The organism is Enterovirga sp., assembly GCF_035325185.1.
In the GTDB taxonomy this organism is placed as follows: domain Bacteria; phylum Pseudomonadota; class Alphaproteobacteria; order Rhizobiales; family Beijerinckiaceae; genus Enterovirga.
The window spans coordinates 29,497-31,143 of sequence record NZ_DAOLAJ010000044.1 but is presented as its reverse complement, the minus strand read 5'-3'; the positions used below and the strand labels follow the sequence as shown (position 1 = coordinate 31,143).

The 1,647-nt window shown below is 72.1% G+C and carries 1 protein-coding gene; it reads right to left on the bottom strand.

Annotated features, from left to right (window positions below; translation table 11 throughout):
• Positions 1–65: 65 nt before the first annotated feature.
• Positions 66–1,586, bottom strand: a complete 1,521-nt coding sequence (murJ, locus tag PKD06_RS10610; RefSeq protein WP_324380146.1) for a murein biosynthesis integral membrane protein MurJ — start codon at positions 1,584–1,586, stop codon at positions 66–68.
• Between the last annotated feature and the right edge of the window lie 61 nt (positions 1,587–1,647).

Genomic DNA, 1,647 nt, shown 5'->3' with positions numbered 1-1,647 from the left:
CGCTGCGCGCCTATGTCCGCACGCGCGCCGGAGGCGGCCCCTACGGCGGAAGGTAATGCGGGCTCTCAGCGCCGGAGCGGCACTCCCGAGACGCGCATGAGGCCGAGCAGGACCACGCCATAGGCGAGAAGCCCCGCGAGCCCCAGCACCGCGAGCGTCGCAAGCTCGGTGAAGCGCCCGGCCACGGGAGCGATCCACGCCTCGGCGGGCCCGCGCCCGAACAGGCCGAGCAGGGCGAGGACGGCGCAGCCGGCGGCGATCGCCGCGAGGGTCAGGAGCAGGGCGCGCGAGGGCCCGGCGAAGCCCCGCCTCAGCGCGAGCACCCAGAGGATGACGACGTTGGTCCAGGCGCCGACCGAGGTCGCGAGCGCGAGCCCGACGACGCCGAAGCGTCCGATGAGAAGGATCTTGAGCGCGATATTGACCGCGTAGCCGGCGAAGGAGGCCCAGAGCGGGGTGGCCGTGTCCTGGCGGGAATAGAAGCTCGCCGTGACCGACCGCAGGATGACGGAAGCCGGAAGCGCGATCGCATAGGCCGCCAGCACCGCGGCCGAGCGCTGCACCGCGGCGGCGTCGAAGGCGCCGCGCCGGAACAGGGCGCCGAGGATGAGATCGGGCAGGACGACGAAGGCGACCGCGCAGGGCGCCGCGAGGGCCAGGGTGAGGCCGACGGCGCGGTTCTGGGCCGCATGGGCTCCCGCGACGTCGCCGGCCGCGATACGGCGGGTCATCTCGGGAAGGAGCACCGTCCCGGCCGCGATGCCGACGACGCCGAGCGGAAGCTGGTAGAGGCGCTCGGCGTAATAGAGGGCCGAGAGCGCGCCCGTCGGCAGCGAGGAGGCGATGATCGTGTCGGCGAACATGGCGAGCTGGACCCCGGCCGAGCCCACGACGGCGGGACCGAGAAGCTTGAAGAAGCGCCCCATCCCGGCCCCGCGCCTCGGCATGGCGGGCTTGGGCGCGATGCGGGCGCGCGAGGCATCGGACCAGACGAGAAGCAGTTGCAGCAGCCCCGAGACCGATACGCCCCAGGCCGCCGCGTAGCCGGCGCTCGGGAACAGGAAGGCGCAGAGGAGCGCCGCGACCATGGAGAGGTTCAGCAGGACCGGGGCGGCGGCGGCGGCCCAGAAGCGGTCATGCGCGTTGAGCACCCCCGAGATCAGCGTCACCAGCGTGATGAAGAAGAGATAGGGAAAGGTGATCCGCGTCAGGGCGACCGCAAGGGTGAATGTCTCCGGCGGCAGGCCCGGCGCGAGAAGGCCGACGAGGGAGGGAGTCCACAGGGTCGCGGCGGCCAGGATCGCCGCCTGGATCGCGATCATCAGCGCCATGATGCGGTCGGCGAAGAGCTTCGCGGCGAGATCGCCCGCCTTCTCGCGCAGGCCGCCATAGGTCGGCACGAAGGCGGAGTTGAAGGCGCCCTCGCCGAAGATGGCGCGGAAGTGATTCGGCAGCCGGAAGGCGACGACGAAGGCGTCGGCCACAGGCCCCCCGCCGAGCACGGCGGCCATGACGAGGTCGCGGAGGAAACCGGTGACGCGGGAGACAAGGGTCCAGCCGCCGACCGACAGGATCTTCTTGAACAAAGCGGGCCCGGTGGTTGCGGCGATCGTCACGCCCGAAGGGCGCCGACATGCCATGGGCCGA